General features: G+C 69.8%; 23 protein-coding genes. 16 read left to right on the top strand and 7 right to left on the bottom strand.

The window, feature by feature from the left end:
• Positions 1–10: 10 nt before the first annotated feature.
• Positions 11–463 (bottom strand): hypothetical protein, encoded by a 453-nt coding sequence (locus ACFWTE_RS06170; protein ID WP_378778244.1) that lies wholly within the window; start codon positions 461–463, stop codon positions 11–13.
• A 122-nt stretch (positions 464–585) separates the two neighbouring features.
• On the opposite strand from ACFWTE_RS06170, the gene ACFWTE_RS06165 reads away from it, so the two are divergent.
• The 4 genes from ACFWTE_RS06165 (at position 586) to ACFWTE_RS06150 (ending at position 3,916) form a co-directional block, all read left to right on the top strand.
• Complete coding sequence (locus tag ACFWTE_RS06165) at positions 586–1,431, top strand: immunity 49 family protein (RefSeq protein WP_378778243.1); 846 nt, start codon at positions 586–588, stop codon at positions 1,429–1,431.
• A gap of 38 nt (positions 1,432–1,469) precedes the next feature.
• A complete protein-coding gene (locus tag ACFWTE_RS06160; protein ID WP_378778242.1) occupies positions 1,470–1,907 on the top strand; it encodes a hypothetical protein in 438 nt (145 codons plus the stop codon).
• Between the two features lie 128 nt (positions 1,908–2,035).
• Positions 2,036–2,926: an immunity 49 family protein gene (locus ACFWTE_RS06155; protein WP_378778241.1), complete on the top strand. Its 891-nt coding sequence runs from the start codon at positions 2,036–2,038 to the stop codon at positions 2,924–2,926.
• A 99-nt stretch (positions 2,927–3,025) separates the two neighbouring features.
• On the top strand, positions 3,026–3,916 hold the full coding sequence (locus tag ACFWTE_RS06150) for an immunity 49 family protein (protein WP_378778240.1): 891 nt from the start codon (positions 3,026–3,028) through the stop codon (positions 3,914–3,916).
• 31 nt (positions 3,917–3,947) lie between these two features.
• Here the strand turns inward: ACFWTE_RS06150 and ACFWTE_RS06145 are convergent, their stop codons facing one another.
• On the bottom strand, positions 3,948–5,177 hold the full coding sequence (locus tag ACFWTE_RS06145) for an ROK family protein (protein ID WP_378778239.1): 1,230 nt from the start codon (positions 5,175–5,177) through the stop codon (positions 3,948–3,950).
• Between the two features lie 115 nt (positions 5,178–5,292).
• On the opposite strand from ACFWTE_RS06145, the gene ACFWTE_RS06140 reads away from it, so the two are divergent.
• The 8 genes from ACFWTE_RS06140 (at position 5,293) to ACFWTE_RS06105 (ending at position 14,240) form a co-directional block, all read left to right on the top strand.
• Positions 5,293–6,432 carry a Gfo/Idh/MocA family protein gene (locus ACFWTE_RS06140; RefSeq protein WP_378778298.1) on the top strand — a complete coding sequence of 380 codons (1,140 nt, stop codon included), beginning with the start codon at positions 5,293–5,295 and terminating at the stop codon, positions 6,430–6,432.
• A gap of 74 nt (positions 6,433–6,506) precedes the next feature.
• Positions 6,507–8,117 (top strand): sugar ABC transporter ATP-binding protein, encoded by a 1,611-nt coding sequence (locus tag ACFWTE_RS06135; protein ID WP_378778297.1) that lies wholly within the window; start codon positions 6,507–6,509, stop codon positions 8,115–8,117.
• Positions 8,114–9,190: an ABC transporter permease gene (locus ACFWTE_RS06130; RefSeq protein WP_378778238.1), complete on the top strand. Its 1,077-nt coding sequence runs from the start codon at positions 8,114–8,116 to the stop codon at positions 9,188–9,190. The genes ACFWTE_RS06135 and ACFWTE_RS06130 overlap by 4 nt, the downstream gene beginning before the upstream one ends.
• Positions 9,187–10,263, top strand: a complete 1,077-nt coding sequence (locus tag ACFWTE_RS06125) for an ABC transporter permease (RefSeq protein WP_378778237.1) — start codon at positions 9,187–9,189, stop codon at positions 10,261–10,263. The genes ACFWTE_RS06130 and ACFWTE_RS06125 overlap by 4 nt, the downstream gene beginning before the upstream one ends.
• A gap of 2 nt (positions 10,264–10,265) precedes the next feature.
• Positions 10,266–11,468, top strand: coding sequence for a substrate-binding domain-containing protein (locus ACFWTE_RS06120; RefSeq protein ID WP_378778236.1), 1,203 nt, complete (start codon positions 10,266–10,268; stop codon positions 11,466–11,468).
• Positions 11,469–12,320, top strand: coding sequence for a sugar phosphate isomerase/epimerase family protein (locus ACFWTE_RS06115; RefSeq protein WP_378778235.1), 852 nt, complete (start codon positions 11,469–11,471; stop codon positions 12,318–12,320).
• A gap of 163 nt (positions 12,321–12,483) precedes the next feature.
• Positions 12,484–13,194: a hypothetical protein gene (locus ACFWTE_RS06110; RefSeq protein ID WP_378778234.1), complete on the top strand. Its 711-nt coding sequence runs from the start codon at positions 12,484–12,486 to the stop codon at positions 13,192–13,194.
• A gap of 41 nt (positions 13,195–13,235) precedes the next feature.
• Positions 13,236–14,240 (top strand): sugar phosphate isomerase/epimerase family protein, encoded by a 1,005-nt coding sequence (locus ACFWTE_RS06105; protein WP_378778233.1) that lies wholly within the window; start codon positions 13,236–13,238, stop codon positions 14,238–14,240.
• 102 nt (positions 14,241–14,342) lie between these two features.
• On the opposite strand, the gene ACFWTE_RS06100 is transcribed toward ACFWTE_RS06105, so the two are convergent.
• The 5 genes from ACFWTE_RS06100 to ACFWTE_RS06080 all read right to left on the bottom strand — a co-directional run bounded on the left by ACFWTE_RS06100 (position 14,343) and on the right by ACFWTE_RS06080 (position 17,566).
• Positions 14,343–14,588, bottom strand: coding sequence for a hypothetical protein (locus tag ACFWTE_RS06100; RefSeq protein WP_378778232.1), 246 nt, complete (start codon positions 14,586–14,588; stop codon positions 14,343–14,345).
• Between the two features lie 71 nt (positions 14,589–14,659).
• Positions 14,660–15,031 carry a hypothetical protein gene (locus ACFWTE_RS06095; RefSeq protein WP_378778231.1) on the bottom strand — a complete coding sequence of 124 codons (372 nt, stop codon included), beginning with the start codon at positions 15,029–15,031 and terminating at the stop codon, positions 14,660–14,662.
• A gap of 98 nt (positions 15,032–15,129) precedes the next feature.
• Entirely contained in the window at positions 15,130–15,642 is a 513-nt protein-coding gene (locus tag ACFWTE_RS06090) for a hypothetical protein (protein ID WP_378778230.1), read from the bottom strand.
• A 300-nt stretch (positions 15,643–15,942) separates the two neighbouring features.
• Complete coding sequence (locus ACFWTE_RS06085; RefSeq protein ID WP_378778229.1) at positions 15,943–16,647, bottom strand: carbonic anhydrase; 705 nt, start codon at positions 16,645–16,647, stop codon at positions 15,943–15,945.
• Positions 16,648–16,864: 217 nt separating this feature from the next.
• Entirely contained in the window at positions 16,865–17,566 is a 702-nt protein-coding gene (locus tag ACFWTE_RS06080) for a carbonic anhydrase (protein ID WP_378778228.1), read from the bottom strand.
• Positions 17,567–17,995: 429 nt separating this feature from the next.
• Here ACFWTE_RS06080 and ACFWTE_RS06075 point away from each other — a divergent pair, with 429 nt between their 5' ends.
• The 4 genes from ACFWTE_RS06075 to rsgA all read left to right on the top strand — a co-directional run bounded on the left by ACFWTE_RS06075 (position 17,996) and on the right by rsgA (position 22,059).
• Positions 17,996–18,529: a TetR/AcrR family transcriptional regulator gene (locus tag ACFWTE_RS06075; RefSeq protein WP_378778296.1), complete on the top strand. Its 534-nt coding sequence runs from the start codon at positions 17,996–17,998 to the stop codon at positions 18,527–18,529.
• 289 nt (positions 18,530–18,818) lie between these two features.
• A complete protein-coding gene (locus tag ACFWTE_RS06070) occupies positions 18,819–19,700 on the top strand; it encodes an MHYT domain-containing protein (protein ID WP_378778227.1) in 882 nt (293 codons plus the stop codon).
• Positions 19,701–19,830: 130 nt separating this feature from the next.
• Positions 19,831–20,712 carry an MHYT domain-containing protein gene (locus ACFWTE_RS06065; RefSeq protein WP_378778226.1) on the top strand — a complete coding sequence of 294 codons (882 nt, stop codon included), beginning with the start codon at positions 19,831–19,833 and terminating at the stop codon, positions 20,710–20,712.
• A 240-nt stretch (positions 20,713–20,952) separates the two neighbouring features.
• Positions 20,953–22,059: a ribosome small subunit-dependent GTPase A gene (rsgA, locus tag ACFWTE_RS06060; protein WP_378778225.1), complete on the top strand. Its 1,107-nt coding sequence runs from the start codon at positions 20,953–20,955 to the stop codon at positions 22,057–22,059.
• Positions 22,060–22,105: the final 46 nt, after the last annotated feature.

The following is a 22,105-nucleotide window of genomic DNA, read 5'->3' as shown; positions in this document are numbered from 1 at the left end:
AGCAAGGGTATCAATGAAAAGGGTCACCCCGGAAGTTTTGGACACTCCCGAAAACGAACAAGGCGTCACGTACCTTGCCGGGTCTCCCTTCACGGGAGAGGTGGCCATCACCCGAGAGGACGGCCGTACGGAGATCCGCACCCTTTTCGAGGGGGTGGAGGACGGTCCGGTCCTGGTCTGCGCAGAAAACGGAAAGCTCGTCGTACAGGGCATGCGCCGCCATCCCCACGGAGCGGTGGGTCCCTGGCACGAATGGGACGAGGAGGGTCGGCTCCTCCGGGAGACGATCTATGACGCTCTGGGTAACAGGATCACTGACCGTGAACTGGACGAGCACTGCAACATCGTCAGAGAGGAGAGGTTTGAGCCTACCAAGCTCCTGACGGATCCCGAAACAGGGGAAGAACGTCCTGCACCCTGGTTGTGACCAGTGGTCGGTCAAAGCTCTGACGTAGGTGATCACACGATTGCGTCTACCTGACCCGACCCGGGACTCGGTACACCCTAATACCCCACCAAAAAGACAATCTTCTGTATATCCCCGGACACGACCTCACAGGCCGAGTTGATGAGAATCGTTGGGAGTTGAGCACAGAAAACCGCAATGAATTGTCATTGATCCTGGAGTCGAACCCGGAGTCCATTGATTTCGCGTTGAGCACTTTGCACATGGACGTGATGTTCAGCACTGCAGCGGATCCGGAGGTGTCACGCCTGGAGACCTGGGAAGCGTGGACCGCTGATATGCAGATGCACCATGCCCTCTTCACAGTACAAACCAATCAGCAGGGTATCGATCTTGAGTTGATGGTCAACCACGAGATTCGACGGACCAGGGCCACCGGACCCAAGACCTCTACGAACGCCAGCAACTGGACGACCGCCTTCTTCCTGGCGGTCATCTGCCGCGACCAGAAACGTTATCGGGAACTGTGCGAGATCCCAGTCGACCTGCTTCGTGCATCAGGCGAAAGAAGGGGGACCCGGTACAACCCCTTCACCTACCACTGGATCTCTGCCCTCCAAGCCTTCGTCCTCAACCGACCCGGACTCGGCGAAGAACTCCTCGCCGCCATGGAGCTGTCTACCCCCGACCAGGTCGACTTCGGCGACACGGAAAGCCTCGACAAGCTCGTCTTCCCGCCCATGAACACCTTCCTTCGCCTGGTAGAGCGTGACAGCGACAAGTTCAACGAAGCGTTGGCTCAGGGACTGGCGTTGCACGGTGACTACTACACCGCCAACGCAGAGAGGTCCCACACCATCATGGGTGCAGTTCCACTGAGCCTCCTGGCCATGGCCTGCCTGGCCTACGACACCGCCGAGGTCGCCCCCGACTTCCGGTTGGAGGTCGAGTCCGGATATCTGCCCAAGCATCTCGTCCAGCGCAGCTGGTACGGCGAGTTCCCCGTCTTAGAGCCAGATACTTGATTAGTGGGTAAAACTTGTACGGAACCAAAAAAGGCTACATGGGGCCGCTCGAAGAGCAGCAGGCCATAAACGCTATCGCCTCCAGCCTTCCGAGGTTCTTTCCCGAAGACTGGAAAGCGGCAATATATCACGTACGAATCATGGGCCTCTGCATGGAAGAATACATCGAGGTCGAGAAGGAAGCCGGGGGGATCATCAGGACTGAACTCCCGGTCGACTCTGGAATGAAGTGCATGAAACTCAGAGCAGGAATGTTCAGGGAGAATCAGGGAACATGGTTTTCCTTCGACCTGAAACTGTGGAGCAACGGGAAGTACAGATCAGAATTCAACTACGAAGATCCTCCCAATCTTCTCTTTGGGGTAAATCTTCGCGAGTATACCAGGGATGTGAGGATTTTCCCCCGAACCGAGGAATTCACGCCGACCTGGCTGCGCGAAAAGCTCGAAGAAGCAAATTCTGCCCGCGGAGGCTGAGGCAGGCACTTCGTCTCACTTATCACGACTTTTCAAGGAAGCAAGATCCCACCAACCACACTGGGCCTCGGCTGCAATCTCTTCCTTTTACCAGACTACATCGAAAAGCCCCGGGAGGAGTAGAACAGATGACGCCATCACTTCCCCGACATGAAACGAGTCTCCCTGCCTACAAGCGCCACCTGGAAAAAATCCAGAAGAAGCGCGAATCCGCGGTTGCGGGACTGGTTGAAGCTCCTTTCTCCGTTGACATATCCCTCAACAGCTTGGCACGCAGCGCCAAGATCTGTCTGGCCATGGACCCGGACGCCTCCGAGCTGTACACCTGGGAGTCCTGGACCACCTGGATGCAGGTGTCCGAAGCTCTCCTTGCCATGTCCACCACGCCACCGGGCAAGACGATCGAACGCCTCATCAACGACAAGACCCGCACTTTGCAAGCCATCGGACCCAGCCCCAGCTGTGACGCGGGAACATGGATCACTGCTTTCTTCCTCGCCGTCAGTTGCCGGGACGAAGAACGCGTCCACTCCCTGTGCCAGATCCCCGCTTCCTTCCTCAGAGAGGCAGGAGAAAGCGGAAGCGGAGGATACGACGACTACGTCTACCCCTGGATCACCGCCATCCAGGACTACATCCTCAACCGCCCCGAACTTGCCGACAACCTCTACGAGGCCATGCGACTTTCTCAACCGGAGCATGCCTCGATCAGCAGTCCCGAGAAACTGGACGCGTTTGTCTTCCCCCCGATTAACGCCCTCTACCGACTCGCCCAGCTCGACACTGATAAATTCGACGAGGCTTTCGGTCAGGGAATCCAGCTTTTCCACGGCTACTACACCGCCGACCAGGAACGCACCAAAGACCTCAACGGTGCCCTACCCCTGACCCTCGTCGGAGTCGCCTGCCTCGCCCACGACATGAACCAGATCGCCCCCGACTTCACCCCTGACCTCAGCTCGGACTACCTGCCCAAACACATCCTCCAGCGCTCCTGGTACGGCGAGTTCCCCATCTGAACCCGAGAGTGCTGACAACGGCCCCACCCCCGCATCCGGAAGAAGTGTTCAGGACAGCGCCTCGGGCTTCTCAGGCCATACACGAAGAAGATCCAGAACTTGCCCTATAAGATCACCAGACACAACATTGGCAACCCAAACTACCCTGTGCATATCGCGAAAATTCCAGAAAGGCGCAAGTTCTATGTGGGATGGCTGGTGGAGTCACTCTCCGACGCAGGTGGCCCCCTCAACGGGGTGAAGAACCAGGCCGAATTGTGTCTAGCCGTGGACACCGATGCGGCCAGGCCCGAGACCTGGGAATCCTGGGTCACCTGGATGCAGGTGAGCGAAGCTGTTCTCGCTGTCTCCACCACTGAGCCGGGCACCCGGCTCACACGAAGGATCGACTACCAGGAACACAGCCTGACCGCAGTCGAACCCGCCTACTTCACCAACGCCAGCAACTGGCTGGACGCCTTCTACCTGGCCGTAACGTGCCGTGAACAGGAGCGATACCGCTCGCTGTGCCAGATCTCCGTCGAGACCCTGCGCCAGGCCGGGGAAAGCCAGGGAAGCCTGTACAACCCCTACATCTACCACTGGATCCAGGCTCTGCAGGCTTTTGTTCTGAATCGGCCAGGCCTACCCGATCACCTCACCAAGGCTATGGAACTGTCCGACCCTGCGCGCTCCGAGATCGGAACTCCCGAGACCCTGAACAAGCTGGTTTTCCCGCAACTGAACACTCTGGTGCACCTTGTGCGTCGCGACAGCGCCAAGTTCAATGAGGCCCTCACTGAAGGCCTTGAGCTGTTCCGCTCATTTCACACCGCCACACCCGAACGCGCCGAGGAGCTAGATGGCGGGACCCCCCTTGGGCTCCTGGCCATGGCCTGTCTGGCCTACGACACCGCGGAGGTCGACCCCGACTTCCGGCTGGAGGTCGAGTCCGGGTACCTGCCCAAGCACCTCGTCCAGCGCAGCTGGTACGGCGAGTTCCCCGTGTGAGGCACCCGCCCACGCCCCCGCCCTCACCAACTCACCCGTTGACGAGGGTGTCGGCGTGCTGGGGGCTCAGGCAGTGCTCGATGACCATCACGGCCGCGCCGACCACGCCCGCGCTCTCCCCGGCGCGGGAGGAGGCGATGCTCAGGTGCTCGGTGGCCAGGGGCAGTGAGCGCTGGTAGATGATCTCGCGGACCCCGGCGAGCAGGTGGTCGCCGGCGAGGGCGAGTGCGCCGCCGATGACGATGACCGACGGGTTGAACATGTTGACGGAGGCGGCGAGGACCTCCCCTATGTCGCGTCCGGCCTGGCGCAGGGCGCGCAGGGCGGGGACGGACCCGCCGCGGGAGAGTTCCACGACGTCGCGGGCCCCCGACGCGGGGACGCCCGCCCCGGTGAGGTCGGCGGCCAGGGCGGCGCCGCTGGCGACAGCCTCCAGGCAGCCGGTGTTGCCGCAGCGGCAGGGCTTGTCTCCGCGGCCGGGCACGTGGATGTGCCCCATGTCCCCGGCGGCCCCCTGTGCGCCCCGGTAGACGCTGCCCTCGCTGATGATGCCGCAGCCGATACCGGTGGCGACCTTGACGAACATGAGGTGGCTGGCGTCGGGCCAGGCGGTGTGGTGCTCGCCGATGGCCATGATGTTGACGTCGTTGTCCACCAGGACCGGGACGTCGAGGCGGCTGTGGACGTAGCCGGGCACGTCGAAGTTGTCCCAGCCGGGCATGATCGGCGGGTTGACGGCGCGGCCGGTGGAGTGCTGGACGGGGCCGGGCAGGCCGATGCCCAGGCCCAGGAGTTCGCCGACCCCGCGGTCAGCGCCCTTGAGCAGGTCCTTGCCGTGGTCGACGACCCAGTCCAGGGCGGTCTCGGGGCCGGCCGCTATGTCCAGGTCGGCGCGGTCCTCGGCCAGGACGGTCCCGGACATGTCGGTGAGCGCGAGGCGGGCGTGGGTGGCGCCGAGGTCGGCGGCGAGCACCACGCGGGCCTCCGGACGGAACGAGAAGGTCGTCGGGGGCCGCCCTCCGGTCGACACGGCCTCCCCGGCGGGTCCGATGAGTCCGCTGGAGAGCAGGGCGTCCACGCGCTGGGTGACGGTCGAGCGGGCCAGTCCGGTCACCGACGCCAGCTCCGAGCGGGTGCGTGGCCGGCCGTCCCGCAGGAGTCGGAGCAGGGTTCCCGCACCGGGTGCGGAGGTCGGTGCGGCCGCGGCGCGCAGTTCCGTCACGCCTTGGCCCCCCGAGTCAGTCAGCGCGTCTTCCGTCATGGAAACAGTGAAGCACAGGATCTTATGCCTGCCCGGCCTCCGGCTAATGTGGGCACCTCAGTCAACTTCTGCTTGACGATCGACATAAGTCCGGCGTACTGTTCGCGACATGTCAGTGAGAAAGGTCACAAGCCTGGGTGACGTAGCCGAACCCGGTCTGACCACGCCCAACGCCTACCGCGCCGCGGTGATCGGCACCGGCTTCATGGGCCGGGTGCACTCCCACGCCGTCCGTGCCGCCGGTGGCGAGGTCGTCGGGGTCGCGGGCTCCTCGCCGGCCAAGGCGGAGCGGTTCCGGCTCGCCAACGGCATCGCCCACGCCCACGCGGACGCCCTCGAACTCATCCACCGCGAGGACGTGGACGTCGTCCACGTCTGCACCCCCAACCACCTCCACGCGCAGCTGAGCCTGGCCGCCCTCGCGGCCGGAAAGCACGTCGTCTGCGAGAAGCCCCTGGCCACCGACGCCGACACCGCGCGGAGCCTCGTGCTCGCCGCGCGGGAGGCCGACCGGGTCGCCGTGGTCCCCTTCACGTACCGCTTCCACCCCATGGCCCGCGAGGCCCGCGCCCTGGTCGCCTCCGGGTCGATCGGCCGCGTCAGCCTCGCCCACGGCGGCTACCTCCAGGACTGGCTCCTCTACCCGGAGGAGGACAACTGGCGGGTCGACCCCGAACTCGGCGGTCCCACCAGGGCGTTCGGCGACATCGGCTCCCACTGGTGCGACATGCTGGAGTTCGTCACCGGCGACCGCATCGCGACCGTGTGCGCCCAGACGTCCCGCGTCAACGACACCCGGGACGGCCGCCCCGTCTCCACCGAGGACCTGGTCTCCTTCCAGTTCTCCACGGTCGGCGGCACCATCGGCAGCGCGGTGATCAGCCAGGTCTCCCCCGGCCGCAAGAACCAGCTGGTGCTGGAGGTCTCCGGCACCGAGGGCTCCCTGATGTTCGACCAGGAGCGCCCGGAGACACTCTGGGCGGGCAGCCGCGGACGCACCGCGACCATCACCCGCGACGACCCCGCGCTGAGCGCCGACGCCGCACGCCTGGTCACCGTCCCCGTCGGCCACCCCCAGGGCTACCAGGACTGCTTCAACGCCCTCGTCCTCGACACCGGCGCCGCCATCGCGGGACAGGAACCGGAGGGCCTGCCCGTGTTCGCCGACGGGCTGCGCGCCGCCGTCATCGCCGAGGCGGTCATGGCCTCCGCACGGGAGCGCCGCTGGGTCGACGTCCCGGAGGAGGCGGTATGACCGCCGCACCCGCGTCCGGTTCCGCGGCCCCCGCCGGCCCCCCGACCCCGGAGCCCGGGGAGCCCCTGCTGCGGATGAGGGGGATCGCCAAGTCGTTCCTCGGCGTGCGCGTGCTGCACGGCATCGACCTGGACCTGTACCCGGGGCAGGTGCACGCCCTCGTCGGGGAGAACGGCGCGGGCAAGTCCACCCTGATGAAGGTGCTGGCCGGGGTGCACCGCGCGGACGCGGGCACCATCGAGCTGGCCGGGGACCGGGTCTCCTTCGAGCACCCGGTCCAGGCGCAGCGCGCCGGGGTGGCCACGGTCTTCCAGGAGTTCAACCTCCTTCCCGAGCGCACCGTCGCGGAGAACGTGTTCCTGGGCCGCGAACCGCGCCGCCGGGGCCTCGTGGACGGCCGGGCCATGGAGCGGGCCACCGCCGAGCTCCTCGCCGAACTCGACCTGGAGGGCATCGCCCCGTGGGCGAAGGTCCGGTCCCTGTCGGTGGCGGGGCAGCAGGTCGTGGAGATCGTCAAGGCGCTGTCGCACGACGCGCGCATCATCTCCATGGACGAGCCGACCGCGGCGCTGGCCGACCACGAGGTGGAGGTCCTGTACCGGATCATCGGCCGGCTGCGCGAGCGCGGGGTGGCGGTGCTCTACGTGTCGCACCGTATGAAGGAGATCTTCGACCTGGCCGCCACCGTCACCGTCCTCAAGGACGGGCACCTGGTGGACACGGTTCCAGCTGACGGGATCGGCCCCGCGCAGCTGGTGCGCAAGATGGTGGGCCGCCCCGTCTCGTCGGTCTTCCCCGACCGCCTGGAACCGCACGGCGACCGTGTCGGCGAGGTCCGGCTGTCGGTCGGGGGCGGGGGCAACACCCAGCTGGACGGGATCGGGTTCGAGGTGCGGGGCGGCGAGATCCTGGGGCTCGGGGGCCTTCAGGGCAGCGGCCGCACCGAGGTCGCCCACGCCCTGTTCGGCATCGAGCGCTTCACCCGGGGCGAGGTCGTGGTGGACGGCAGGCGGATCGCTCTGCGCTCGCCGCGCCAGGCGGTGCGCGCCGGGCTGGTCCTGGTGACGGAGGACCGCAAGGCGCAGGGGCTGGCCCTGAACCAGTCCATCACCGCCAACGGCCGCCTCGTCCTGGACGCGGTGCTGCCGTTCGGCTCGGCCCGCCGGGTCCGGCGGCTGCCCGGCATCCTCTCCTCCCTGGAGCTGGTGACGCGCGGGGGCCACGACCAGGAGGTCCAGTACCTGTCGGGCGGCAACCAGCAGAAGGTCGTCCTGGCCAAGTGGCTGGCGACCGAACCCGGGGTGATCATCCTCGACGAGCCCACGCGCGGCATCGACGTGGGCGCCAAACAGGCCGTCTACCGGCTGATGCGCGAGCTCGCGGCGTCCGGGGCCGCGATCGTGCTGATCTCCTCCGAACTGCCCGAGCTGATCGGCATGGCCGACCGGCTGGTCGTCCTGGAGGACGGCCGGATCGCGGGCGAACTGCCCGGCGGGGCGAGCGAGGAGGCCGTGATGGCGATGGCCACCGGTGCCCCGCCCGAGGACCCGGGAGGGGCACCCCCGACGGAGGACCCGCGCATCGCGGCCGTCCGCTCCGACGGCACCGGACCCGACACCGGCACCGCGTCGGACCCCGACGACGGCAGCGGCTCCCCCGCACGGCACGAGGAGGCCGCCCCGTGACACGCGCCATCACCTCCACCTCCCGGGGCCTGTGGTCCCGGCTCGGCACCACCGGCCTGGTCTACCTGGCCCTGGTGGTCCTGCTCGCGGCCGGCGCCGTCTACGTCGCCACGCGCGGCGGCAACCTGTTCACCACCGCCAACACGGTCGACCTGTTCACCCGCAGCAGCCTGCTCGGGTTCCTGGCCATCGGTCAGACCCTCGTCATCCTGTGCCGCTCCCTCGACCTGTCGGTCGGCTACGTGGCCGCCCTGTCCACGGTGGTCGCGGCGACCACCATGGCGGGCGACCCGTCACGGATGCTGCTCGGCGTCGGGGCGGCGCTGGGCCTGGCCGCGCTGATCGGCCTGGCCAACGGCCTCGTGATCACCCGGCTGCGGGTCAACCCCTTCATCACCACGCTGGGGATGGGGCTGATCATCAAGGGCTACCTGGACACCAACTTCCAGGGCCCGGCGGGGGCGATCCCCACCGCGTTCCAGGCCTTCGGCTACACGCGGATCGGCGTCCTGCCGGTGTCCACCCTCGTCATGCTGGGCCTCGCGGCGGCCGCCGTGCTGTTCCTGCACCGCACCCGGACGGGCTACCACATGTACGCGGTCGGCGGCGACGCCGAGGTCGCGCGGCTCTCCGGGGTCCGCGCCGGGGTGCCCACCGTCACCGCGCACGTGCTGTGCTCCGTCATGGCCGGTGTGGCGGGCCTGCTGCTCGCGGCCAGGTTCGGCACCGGCAGCGCCACCGTCTACGGCAACGGCTACGAGCTGGAGGCCATCGCCGCCGTCGTCCTGGGCGGCACCTACCTGCTCGGCGGGCGCGGCGGCGTGGCCGGGACGGTCGCGGGGGTCTTCATCCTCGCGACGCTCGACACGGTGTTCAACGTGCTGGCCGTCGACCCGTTCGTCAAGGACGTGATGCGCGGCGTGATCGTCATCGCCGCCGTCGCCGTCTACGCCCGGGGACAGCACTCGCGTACCGCCGTCCGGGTCCGCTTCCCCTCCGGCGGCGCACCGCCGCCGCCCGTCCCCGATCCCGGGCCCCGACCCGCGCCGGAACCCCTGGGAGGCCGCCGATGACCGCGCCCACGACCACTCCCCCCGACGTCCGCCGGCGCGGCGCGGGCGTGCTCACCGCGCTCGCCGCGCTGGGCCGGGGAGGGACCGCGACCGTCGCCCTGCTGCTGGTGCTGATCTTCGTGGTCATCGCCACCCAGAACCCGTCGTTCTTCGAGGGGCCGCCGCTGATGGCGTTCGCCAAGAAGGCCGCCCCGCTGGTCATCCTCGCGATCGGGCAGTACCTCGTGATCGTCTCCGGCGAGTTCGACCTGTCGGTCGGCTCCCTGGTCGGCGCCCAGGTGGTGATCGCGGCCCGGCTGATCGACGGGGAGGAGTCCATGACCCTTCCGGTGATCGGCGCCATGCTGGCCTTCGGCCTGGTGGTCGGCCTGGTCAACGGCCTCGTCACGACCCTGCTCAGGGTGCCGTCGATCATCACCACCCTGGGCACGATGCTCATCCTGTTCGGGGCCGTCCGGTACTGGACCGGGGGTGCGCCCACCGGTGCCCTGTCGGAGGCCTTCCGCGTCCCGGGGCGCGGCGGCATCGAGGACCTGCCCTTCCTCGGGCAGCTCCCGTGGGCGCTGGTGATCGCCGCCGTCCTCGCCGTCGCCGGGGTGTTCCTCATGCGTTCGCCCTACGGCCGCTCCCTCATCGCGACGGGCGACAACGACGTCGCCGCGGCGTTCTCCGGGGTGCGGGTGTGGTGGGTGCGCACCCTGGCCTTCGTCGGCTCCGCCCTCCTGGCGACCGTCGCCGCGATCCTCGTCGGCGGGTACGCCGGGGTCACCGCCCAGGTCGGCCAGGGCCTGGAGTTCACCGCCATCACCGCCGTCGTCCTGGGCGGGGTGGTCCTCGGCGGGGGCCGCGGCACGGTGGTCGCCGCCGTCCTGGGCGCCCTCACCGTCGAGGCGCTGTTCACCCTGTTCAACCAGCTCTACCTGCCGTCGACCATCCAGCCGACGGTGCAGGGAGTCATCATCATCGCCGCCGTGGCCTATGCGGCCCGCCGTGGCGGACTTCGACTTCCGGAGCGCCTGCGACGGCGACCGGACCGTACGACCGAGCAGCCGCTCGGCACTTCCAGGAGGTAACCATGCGCGTCCCCCGCGTGCTGCTCGCCGGCGCCGCCGGCCTGACACTGATGCTCACGGCGTGTACGACCGACGCCCCGGAGGACGGCGCCTCCGGTGAGGAGGGCGCCGAGCTCACCCCCAACGAGGAGTGGTTCGACCAGGCCGAGTACGACACCCAGCTCGCCCAGCGCGAGATCACCCCGGAGGGGCCCGAGGACGAGCCCTGGATGCAGGCGATCGAGCCCGAGTGGGCCGACACCTCCGAGTTCGCCCACGACGCGCCCGAGGACGCCACCCTGTGCTTCTCCAACGCCTCGGTGTCCAACCCGTGGCGGGTCACCGGCTTCATCACCATGGAACAGCAGGTGGAGGCGCTCCAGGAGGAGGGCGCCATCGGTGACTTCCGGGTGTCGGACGCCGCGGACGACGACAACCAGCAGATCTCCGACATCCAGGCGTTCGTGGACTCGGGTGACTGCGACGCCATCATCATCTCGCCGTCCACCACCGCCACCCTGACCCCGGCGGTGGAGACCGCGTGCGAGAGCGGCGTCCCGGTCGTGGTCTTCGACCGCGGGGTGAACTCCGACTGCATGGTCACGTTCATCCACCCGATCGGCGGCTACGCCTACGGCGCGGACGCCGCCGAGTTCCTGGTCGACAACCTGGAGCCCGGTTCGAACGTGCTGGCGCTGCGCATCCTGCCCGGCGTCGACGTGCTCGAACACCGCTGGGCCGCCGCGCAGGAGATCTTCGGCGGCAGCGAGCTGAACGTGGTCGCCGACGAGTTCACCGAGGGCGACGGGGCCAAGATCAAGGACCTGGTCTCCCAGCACCTCCAGCGCGGCGAGATCGACGGTATCTGGATGGACGCGGGCGACGGCGCGGTCGCCGGCCTGGAGGCCTTCGAGGACGCGGGACAGCCCTACCCGGTGATCGCGGGTGAGGACGAGCTGAGCTTCATGCGCAAGTGGGACGAGGAGGGCCTCACCGCCATCGCCCCGGTCTACTCCAACTTCCAGTGGCGTACGCCGGTCCTCGCCGCGAGCATGATCCTCGCCGGCGAGGAGGTCCCCTCCGAGTGGGTCCTGCCGCAGGCGCCCATCACGCAGGACGACCTGCCCGAGTACCTGGAGCGCAACGACGAGATGCCGTCGCTGCACTACGCGAAGTTCGGCGGCGAGGACCTGCCGGGCTTCCCCGAGGCCTGGACGGACCGGTAGATGCGCGCGCTGGGGGTCAACACCTGGGTGTGGACGTCGCCGCTGACCGACGCCGAACTGGAGCGGATCGCCCCCCGCGTGGCGGGGTGGGGGTTCGACGTGATCGAGCTTCCGGTCGAGGACGTCGGCGACTGGGACCCCCGGCGCGCACGCGCCCTGCTGGACGGGTTGGGCCTGCGGGCCACCGTCGTGCTGGTCATGGGGCAGGGGCGGGAGCTCGTCGCGACCGACCCCGCCACCCGCTCGGCCACGCAGGACTACCTCAAGCGGGTCGTGGACACGGCGGCGACGGTCGGCTCCTCCGTCGTCGCCGGCCCGGCCTACGCCTCGGTCGGCCGCACATGGAGGCTGTCCGCGGACGAACGTCTGCGGGCTGGTGCGGAACTGGTCGAGGGCCTGGCCCCCGTGGTCGAGTACGCCTCGGCCGCGGGGGTCTGCGTGGCGGTGGAGCCGCTCAACCGGTACGAGACGAGCCTGATCAACACCGTGGACCAGGGGATGGAGATGCTCGCGGACCTGCCCGCCGAACACTGCGGGCTGGCCCTCGACGTCTACCACATGAACATCGAGGAGCAGGACGTGGCGGCGGCGATAGGACGCGCCGCCGGGCGGATCAAGCACGTGCAGGTGTGCGCGAACGACCGGGGCGCGCCGGGGGCCGACCACCTGGACTGGCGCGGCATCCTCGCGTCGCTGGACGCGGCGGGGTACCGGGGGCCCCTGGTCATCGAATCGTTCACGGCGGACAATGCCAGCATCGCCACGGCGGCCTCCGTCTGGCGACCGCTGGCGGCGTCGCAGGACGCGATCGCCGTCGACGGCCTGGCCCACCTGCGTTCACTGACCTCCTGAGAGGAGACGCCGTGCCTGGACGCGACCCGTTCGCGACCGTGTCCGCACCGCGGTCCGCGGCGCCCGGGCCGGGCCGACCCCCACCACCCCCGCTCGGTGCCGCGCTCACCGGAAAGCGCCATCTGAAGTTGGGCGGCTCCGCTCTTCTCTAGGAGACGTCACGATGTCCACACACCCGTCCCCCTCCGACCCGGTCACCGACACGCAGGACACGGCGGTACCCGCCACGGCCACCACGTGGTGGCTGACCGCCTGCTCCCTGCTCCTGGTCGGCGCACTCGTCGCCGCCGCCGTTCTCCTCCTCGGCCGCGGCGCCGCCCCCTCCTCCGGCGCCGCCGGCGGTGAGGCCGACCTGGTCGGCGACCTCGTCGGGCACACCCGTATGGCCCACGAGGGCCTCTCACCGATCGTGGAGGACATGGAGGAGTTCCTGCCCACCGACGGGTCGCACCCGCCGCTGGACACGACCGACGCCGCCACCGTCGACGGCTGGCGGACCGGCGTCCGGGACGCCTCCGCGCACTTCGGCGATCCGCCGTCCGGCGGGCCCTCCCACAGCGTCGCCCACACCGGGCTGACCTCGTCCGTCCACCTGCTGTCCATGGCGGTGGAGACCTACGCCAAGGCGGCGCAGATCGAGGACGAGGAGCTGCGCATGGACGTCCTGCACATCGCCATGGACCTGCGCACCGAGGCGGTCGTCTCCTGGTCGGCAGCCGCCACCCAGCTCGACCTGCTCAGCCTCGGGGCCGGCGGCGAGCACGTCCACCTGTACCTGCCGGCCGCCCCCGACTCCGGTGCCCTCCGGCCCGACGGTTCCGGGGAGGGCGGCGGAGCCCCCGCCCCCGGGGAGGGGCACGACGACGACCACTGACCCCCGACGCACCGACACCCCCGACCACGGAGACAGCGAACATGCCGCGACCAGTCACACTTTTCACCGGACAGTGGGCCGACCTGCCCTTCGAGGAGGTGTGCTCCCTGGCCTCCTCGTGGGGCTACGACGGCCTGGAGGTCGCCTGCTGGGGCGACCACCTCGACGTCACACGGGCCGCCGTGGACGACGACTACGTGCGCGACCGGTTGGACATCCTCAAGCGCCACGGCCTGGGCCTGTGGGCGATCTCCAACCACCTGCTCGGCCAGGCCGTCTGCGACGATCCCATCGACCACCGGCACCGGGACATCCTGCCCTCCCGCGTGTGGGGCGACGGGGAGCCCGAGGGTGTGCGGCAGAGGGCGGCCGAGGAGATGAAGACGACCGCCCGCGCGGCCGCGAGGCTGGGCGTGTCCACGGTCGTGGGCTTCACCGGGTCGGCGATCTGGAAGTACGTGGCGATGTTCCCGCCGGTGGGCGAGGACGTCATCGAGGCCGGGTACCGGGACTTCGCCGACCGGTGGAACCCCGTTCTGGACGTGTTCGACGAGGTGGGGGTGCGGTTCGCGCACGAGGTGCACCCCTCCGAGATCGCCTACGACTACTGGTCCACCCAGAAGGCGCTGGAGGCCGTCGGCCACCGGCCCGCGTTCGGCCTGAACTGGGATCCCAGCCACATGGTGTGGCAGGACATCGACCCGGCCGGGTTCCTCTGGGACTTCCGGGACCGGATCTACCACGTGGACTGCAAGGACACCCGCAGGCGGACGGGCAACGGCCGCAACGGGCGGCTCGGCTCCCACCTGCCGTGGGGCGACCCGCGCCGGGGCTGGGACTTCGTGTCGACCGGGCACGGGGACGTCCCCTGGGAGGACTGCTTCCGCACGCTCAACGCGATCGGCTACGAGGGGCCGATCTCGGTGGAGTGGGAGGACGCGGGCATGGACCGCATGGTCGGGGCCGCGGAGGCGGTCGACTTCGTCCGTTCCAACGCCTACGACCCGCCGGAGTCGTCCTTCGACTCGGTCTTCGGATCGGACTGACCGGTCCGCCCCGGCGCCGGGGCGACCCGGCCCCGCCCCTCCCGGGAGTCCATCCGGGGAGGGACGGGGCCGGCCCCCTGTCCGGGGCCGTCGGGCACCGGGTCACATCATGGGTGCGATGACCACCCGGAAGTGGTCGCCCTCTCCGGTGCGGACGTCGCGCCGGAAGTCGTTGACCCGGTTGACGGAGGTCTGCACGGCGTCGCTGCGAAGGGCCCCGGTGTCCGCGGTGGGCAGGTGCCGCCTGACGGCCAGGACCGCCTCGTCGACGGACATGGCGGTTCCGTGCTGTTCGGGGGTGACGTGCAGTCCGTCGTCGGTGAGGCGGCTGATCACGATCCGGAACATACCGGGCTCCCTGCGGCGTCGGGGGGTTTGACACCGGCATTCTCCCCCATCGCCTGCTCCTCCGGGAGTGTTCACACCTCCAGAGTCTCCTCGATTCCCTTGAGCCGGTGCCTCGCCAGGGCCAGATTGCCCCGGGCGCGGTCCAGTGCCAGGTACAGGAAGAGTCCCTGCCCCTTGCGGCTGGCCAGGGGCCGGATGACGTGGTACTGGCCGGACAGGGTGATGAGGATGTCCTCGATCGCGTCGTTGATGCCCAGCTGGTCCATGGTGCGCATCTTCGCGCGGACCACCTCGGTGTTCCCCGCCGCGGCGACCGTGAGGTCGAGGGAGTTCGTGGCCGAGAGCGTACCCAGCGCCATTCCGCTGCTGTAGTCGACGACGGCGGCGCCGACGGCCCCGTCGATCTCCATCATTTCCTTGAGCCCGGATTCGATGTTCGGCATGTCCTTCTCTCTCCTTGGTGTAGGGCGGCGCGGTGGCTTTCGGTCGGCGATCCAGCGGCGAATCCCCGGAACGCCCCGCCGGGGGGAGGCGCCAGCGGTCACGCGACCACCGTTCCGGTCCGGGAATGGTCGACGGGCAGGGTGCGGAGCCCGGCGAGGACCCGCTCCAGGACGCGGCGGTCCACGGACGCGACGGCCCGGACGGCGGGGCGGGGCCTGCCCCCGTCGTGCCGGGGAGGCAGGTCCGCGCCGCGCGGGGGTGGCGGAGGGGACGGTGTCCGGATCGTGCGGGCGATGCGGCGCAGCCGCCGCAGGGTGTAGCCGAGGTTGCCCTCCTCCCGCACCATCCACACCTGGAGGCACAGGTCGGGGTTGTCGAGTACGGCGAGCAGCAGGTGGTGGTCGGTCTCGGTGACGACCACGTCCTCCAGGTCGCCGACGGACCACAGCGGACCGCTGTGGACGGCCCGCAGGATCGCCTCCGTGTCGGCGGACCGGTCCTCGGCGCCGACGCGTGCCAGGGTGCGGCCGTCACGCCAGTCGACGAGGCCGACACTGCGCACCCCTGGGGTCTGGAGCATCTCCCGCATCTGCTGGTCGAAGGCACGCACGGCGGTCCTTTGCGAGAAAGGGGGCCGACTACCGACCGGCCCACTGCGAATCAGGCGAACAGTCCTTTGCGGACATCACGAGAATAAGCCTCTTCCCTCGCATCCGCAGGTTTTTGAATGACCTGTTTTGTTTTGCCTGACAGGAGGCCCTCCCTGGCATTTCCTTCCGGGAATGCATTGAGGGGGAATGTTCCCCCGAACCCCTTGCACAGCAGTGATCGACCGGAAGAATCCGGTCGATCACCTTTTTTGTTCTGTGGGGTTTTCAGGTCTTACGCCCTGGACCGGACAGCCCCGGCGTCAGAGCCAGGAGACCCTTGAGGTCTCCAGGTCGTAGCGGGCCGAAACGATGTCCAGCCGACCGGCGTCGACCAGGTCGCGCAGGTCGTCGTCCTCCCGGAGCTGGTCGGCGATGTGGTCGGCGTTGGCGCGGACGCAGGCGTCCACGAAGTCGTCTCCGTCGTCCGGTGTGGCCTCGACGACGGGCAGGATCTGCTCCACCAGGTAGCCGATGTGGCCGTGCGGGACCTCCCCGGTGCGGTGGGCGTCCACGGCCGCGGTGACCGCACCGCACAAGGCGTGCCCGAGGACGACCACGAGGGGGACCTCCAGGTGTTCGGCAGCGTAGCTGATGCTGCCGAGGACCGACGAGTCGAGCACCTGGCCGGCCGACCGGATGGTGAAGAGGTCGCCGAGTCCCCGGTCGAAGACCAGCTCGGGCGGGACCCGCGAGTCGGCGCATCCGAGGACGACGGCGAACGGGTCCTGCCCGAGCGCCATCTCGGCTCTGCGTGCGGCTCCCTCGTGTGGGTGGCGGGAGGCGGTGCGCCGCCAGCGGCGGTTGCCCTCCTTGAGGAGGCGCAGGGCCGAGGCCGCGTCCTGGGGGTGCGGTGCGGGCGTGGGCATGGGGACCGCCCAGGCGGAGGCGGGGGCTGCGGTGGCGACCGCGGCTCCGACTCCGCCGAGGAGGGATGCGCGCAGCGCGCCGCGACGGGTGATGGCCATGGGGGTTTCCCTTCTCGACTAGCGACAGAAAGGACTTTTGCCGCTAAACGAGGACCAAATTACTCTTGTACGGCAAATGACTCCAAGGGCTTTAACGCATCCCTAGCGCCACGCAGAATCACCCCATGCTCGGAAGCCTCACAACCCCCTCGCAGAACATGAAAAAAGCCGCCCGGAATTCTCCGGACGGCCTCTTCCTCCACTTGCTTCACTTGCTTCACCGGCTGCGGGCTCTCTGCGCCGGAACCCCCTCGCCACCCCGACCGCTCCTGGAAGCGTCGTCCAGCCACTCAACCCGGGAGCGCCTGAGGTCGTAGCGGGCGGGTTCGACCCTCATGGTTCCGGCCTCCACCGCCTCCCGCAGCCCCGGCTCCTGCCGTACCTGCTCGGCGACGGAACGCGCGTTGGCCCGTACACAGGCGTCCAGGAAGGCCTTCTCGGTCTCCTGTTCCGGCACCGTCTCCACGACCTCCATGATCTGCCCCACGAGGTAGCCGACGTGGCCCGGGGGCAGCGCCCCGGCGCGGTGGGCCCTGATGGCGGCCTGCACGGCCCCGCACGAGTCGTGGCCGAGGACGACCAGGAGAACCGTGTCGAACTCGTCCACCCCGTAGACGAGCGTGCCGAGCACCGACGAGTCCAGCACCTGGCCGGCCGACCGGGTCGTGAACATGTCACCGAGCCCCTGGTCGAAGACCAGTTCGGGGGGCACACGGGAGTCGGCGCAGGACAGGACGGACACCCGGGGCGCCTGGTGTTCGAGCAGTTCGCGTCTGCGCGCGGAGCCCTGGCGCGGATGGGCGGAGCCGAAACTGCGCCACCGGGCGTTGCCCCGGTCGAGCCTCTGCCGCCTGCGGTCCGCCTCGTGCCCTTCGGTGATCGTCGCCCTCCGTGGGGCGGCGTTCTGGACGATCGCCATGCTGCCTCGCTCAGGGTCGGGTGGGCGCGGGCGGTGCCCGGGCCCTCACGATGAGGCCGAAGCTACGCCTGGTCGCCGCGGCGGACAATCCCGCCGTGGCAATCCTTGGGCCAAACGTGTTCCCCGCCGTCCGGCGGCCGGGGCACACCCCCGGACACGGGGGCGCCGTACGGCGGTCCGGGGTCCGAGGTCCGGGGTCCACCTATGATCTGTTACCGACCGACCGTTCGTTGGGTTTCCCCGCCCTCGTGCGGATCCGGGGACACCGATGACGCCCCCGGACCGCCATCCGCGCACCTCGGTGCGCTTCACCAGGTAGATTCGACAACCGTGTCCCGAACTTCCCCTCACGAATCAGCGTCCTCCCGCCGCGGGGCGGGACGGCGGCGCTCCGGCCGCCCCGGCCACGACGCCGACTCCGTCCTGCGCGTGGCCGCGCGCGTGTTCAACGAACGCGGGTACGACGGCACCAGCATGGAGGACCTGGCGCGCGCCCTGGGCGTGACCAAGTCGGCGATCTACCACCACGTCACCGGCAAGACCGAACTGCTGCGCCGCTCCCTGGACCTGGCGATGGACGCCCTGTTCGCGGTCACCCGCGAGGAGGCGTCCACGACCGGCCCGGCCATCGACCGGCTCGACCACGTCCTGCGCGGCAGCGTCCGCGTCCTGGTGGAGGAGCTGCCCCACGTGACCCTGCTGCTGCGCGTGCGCGGCAACACGGAGGTGGAGAAGCGCGCCCTGGAGCGGCGCCGCGCGTTCGACCACCTGATCGCCGACCTGGTGCGCGAGGGGATCGTCGACGGCGACATCCGCAGCGACGTGGATCCGGCGGTCGCGGCCCGCCTGCTGTTCGGCATGGTCAACTCGCTCGTGGAGTGGTACAAGCCGGACCGGGGGCTGGCCTCCGAGGAGGTCGCCGACACCCTCGCCCGGATCGCCTTCGGGGGGCTGCGCGCGTAGCCGGCACGGCGGTGCGGCCGACCGAACCGTGCGGCCGGTGCGTGCGGCCGGTGCGTGCCGCGCGTCCGTCGCGGGCGACGCAGGGCCGTGACTCCCCGGCATACCCCTCCCCACGTCCATGTTTCGCGTCACAGAGGTCGCGACCACCCTCCCCCGTACAGCCCCGGGACCAAGGCCCCTTGCGCCGTGCCCGATCCCCACACAGCCCTGGGGCGCCCCCGAGCGGATCCGGCCTCCTAGGATTGGCACGAACAGGACCCTCCCCCCACCCCCTCTGGAGCCACCGGCCATGATCGAGCACTTCACCCACGGGGTCCTGACCCCAGTGATCGCCTACGCCGTGTCGGTCATCGGCTCCTTCGTCGGCCTCATGTTCGCCACCCGCGCCCGGCGCTCCCGCGGAGCGGCCCGGGGGACGTGGCTGGCGTTCAGCGCGCTGTGCCTCGGCGGCACCGCCGTGTGGTCGATGCACTTCATCGCCATGCTCGGCTTCCACGTCCCCGGGACGTCGATCCGCTACGACACGACCCTCACCATCGCCAGCGGCCTGCTGGCCGTGGCGGCCATGGGGCTCGCCCAGTACCTGACGGTCGTCCGCAGCGGAACGGGGTGGCTCCTGGCGGGCGGCGCCATCGCCGGAGCGGGGATCGTCGGCATGCACTACATGGGCATGGCGTCCATCAACATGCACGGCCATCTCGAACACAACCCGCTGTTCGTGGGACTGGCCGTGGTCATCGCCCTGGTCGCCGCGACCGTGGCCCTCTGGTTCGCCCAGAGGATCAGGGGCGTGCCGGCGATCCTGCTCGCCTCCCTGGTCATGGGTGTCGCGGTCTCCTCCATGCACTACACCGGCATGTTCGGCATGCACGTCACCGTGAACGACGACCCGCTCCGGGGACCGGTCCCGGGTTCGACCGCCCCGGAACTGCTCCTGCCCCTGGTCGTCGGCCTGTTCGTCTTCCTCCTGGTGTGCAGCCTCCTGCTGATGCTCGGCGTCGACGACACCGCCCCCCGCCGCAGGTCGGGGAGCGACGGGCAGGACGGCGAACGCGCGTCCGACCCCGCGTCCCCGGGCAACGAGACGGGCCGCTACACCGGACGCCACAGCACCGGCAGCGCCTGGGACCGCCCGGCACGAGACCGCGGGGCGTCACCGGAACGTCGCTGAGCGATGCTGGGCGGTCAATGGCCACATCAGGCCACGCGGGTTTCGGGAAACCTCTGGCGTCCCACCCCAGGCCATCCCTACTATCCAGGTCCTGGTCGATTGTGATTCAGGTCATAGAAAGTAGCGATTTGTGGCCGACTTCCCCACCCAGGACTGGCTGACCCCCACCATCGCCTTCACGGTCTCGACCATCGGTTCGCTCCTCGGGCTGGCGTTCGCCGCCCGTGCGCGCCGGTCGACGACCTTCACGCGGTGGCAGTGGCTGGCCCTGGCATCCCTCTCCCTCGGCGGCATGGCCCTGTGGTCCATGCACTTCATCGCCATGATGGGGTTCTCCCCCGTCGGCACCTCGATCCGCTACGACGCCGTGCTCACCGGTGTCAGCGGCGTCACCGCCGTCGTGGTCATGGGCGCCGCCCTCACCATCACGATCGTCCGGCAGCGCACGTCCACCCTGCTCCTGGGCGGACTCATCGCCGGAACGGGCATCATCGCCATGCACTACACCGGCATGGCCTCGATGAACGTCCACGGCGAGATGCACCACGAGCCCGGCTACGTCGCCCTCGCCTGCGGCATCGCGCTGGTCGCGGCCACCTGCGCCCTGTGGTGCGCCTCCCGGCTGCGCGGGTTCACCGCCCTCCTGCTCGCCTCGCCGGTGATGGGTGTCGCGGTGACCTCCATGCACTACACCGGCATGCTGGGCGTCCACATCGAGCCCCCGCGCCTGAACCGCTACGGCCCCCCGCCCGGGGCCAGCGCCACCGACCTCCTGCTGCCCCTGATCGTGGGCCTGTTCGTCTTCCTGCTGGTATGCAGCCTCTTCCTCCTCCTCGGGGTGGACGAGGAGCGCCCCGAGTACACCCGGCGCCCGGTCCACGCGGCCCCCGCGCCCCCTGACGGCGAGCGCCCGCCCGAGGCCGGATACCGCCCCCGGCACGGCGTGGCCGCCTCACGTCCGGCCCCGCCGACGCGGCCCCCGGGGGACGACGTGTGGACCAGGCGCCGCTGAACCACCGTCCGACCGGGGGCCGCGCACCGTCGCGGCCCCCGGAAAAACCACTGGAGGCCCCGGGCCCGCCGGTCCTAGACTCGGCGGGCCCGAGCGCGTCGTGGACAGGACGACGGCCGACGACGGAAGGAAGAAGCCATGGCTGCCTTTGCGAGTACCCCAGTCCCCACCTTCCTGATCGTCCGCGAGCCCTGAGGGCCCCGCCCTCCAGACGGCTCGCCTCCCGGAGAGACCGCCGTGATGACACCCGACACGGACACGCCCACCCTCCACCCGCTGAGCCGACTGGGATGGAACCCGCGTGTCCAACGCGCTTTTGACGCCGCCGCCAACGCCGGCGAACATCCGCTGTTCCCCGCCCGCGTGACCTCCTCCCGCAGGGGAGGCGCGCTGGTCCGCCTCCCAGTCGAGGCCCGCGCCGACTACGCCCCGGCCCTGACCAGGGCCGCGCAGGCGGACCCCTCCTGTGCCCCGTGCGCCGGCGACTGGGTCGCCGTCCGACGCTCCGGTGACACCTGGCTCGTGGAGGCGGTTCTCGAACGCTCCAGCAGCCTCGTCCGCCAGGGCGTGGCCAAGGACTCCCACGACCAGGTGCTGGCCGCCAACATCGACGCGGTCCTGATCTGCGAGGCCGCCGACCAGGGTCCCAACGTGGGCCGCCTGGAACGCTTCCTCAGCCTGGTCTGGGCGAGCGGCGCGACCCCGGTCGTGGCCGTCACCAAGACCGAACTGGCTGGTGAGGGCCTCCCCGGGGTCCTCGAACTCGTCAGGTCGGTGACCACCGGCGCCGACGTGTACGCCGTCAGCGCCCACACCGGCGACGGACTGCGGGAGCTGGCCGCACGGTTCCTGCCCGGCACCTCGTGGGTGCTCCTGGGCACCTCCGGGGCGGGCAAGTCCAGCCTGGTCAACGCGATCGCCAGGCAACCGCTGGCGGCCACCGGAGAGATCCGCCAGGACAAGCGCGGACGGCACACCACCACCCACCGGCAACTCCTGGAGCTCCCCGGCGGCGCGCTGGTCCTTGACATCCCCGGTGTGCGGCGCATCGACGTGCCGGGCGACCCGGGCGGCGTCGACCAGACCTTCGCCGACGTCCGCGAACTCGCCCGGCGGTGCCGTTTCCGGAACTGCGCGCACGAGTCCGAGCCCGGCTGCGCGATCCTGGCCGCCGTCGACGAGGGCGAGCTGGACGCCCGGCGGCTGGCCCGCTGGAACCGGCTCCGCCGCGAGGCCGAGTGGAACCGTTCCCGCGGCGACCAGCGTGTGCGCGCGGAGCGCAAGCAGCGCTGGAAGGCGGCCGACCAGGAGGCCCGCGCCAACGCCTGGCGCAAGCGCGGCCGCTGACCCGGCGCCGCGGCCCGACGGAAGCGGGGCCCCTCCCGGCCGGGAG

Origin of the sequence: Nocardiopsis sp. NPDC058631, from assembly GCF_042716955.1 — a bacterium.
GTDB lineage: Bacteria > Actinomycetota > Actinomycetes > Streptosporangiales > Streptosporangiaceae > Nocardiopsis.
The sequence above is the reverse complement of the archived record's forward strand: the minus strand, read 5'-3'. Positions and strand labels throughout refer to the sequence as shown.